Annotated in this window: 1 pseudogene; it reads right to left on the bottom strand. The window is 57.1% G+C overall.

The window, feature by feature from the left end:
* Nucleotides 1-280: pseudogene (locus EE949_RS00075) on the bottom strand (GGDEF domain-containing protein); the annotation flags it as partial.

Raw genomic sequence — 280 nt, 5'->3', positions numbered from 1 at the left:
GGTTGGTGAGGCTGTCCCGATTGGCGATATGAAACAGGCTCAGTTGCATCGAAGAGGTAAAACGTACCGACAATGCCGTGGCGTAGATCGACAGCGAGGTTGCGATCAGCACATTGGCGATGCCAAACATATCCAGCACCTCCCTGCTCAGCCCGGACGAGAGTCCCATGTGACGGCGAAACGCGAAACAGCCGACAGCCGCCATCAGGATCGACCGGCTGTAGGCCAACCGTCTGAACGTGGCCAGTTGAAAGGTAAAGGCGATGATTGGCACGACGCA

The sequence above is a fragment of the Pseudomonas viridiflava genome, assembly GCF_900602065.1.
In the GTDB taxonomy this organism is placed as follows: Bacteria; Pseudomonadota; Gammaproteobacteria; order Pseudomonadales; family Pseudomonadaceae; genus Aquipseudomonas.
The sequence above is the reverse complement of the archived record's forward strand: the minus strand, read 5'-3'. Positions and strand labels throughout refer to the sequence as shown.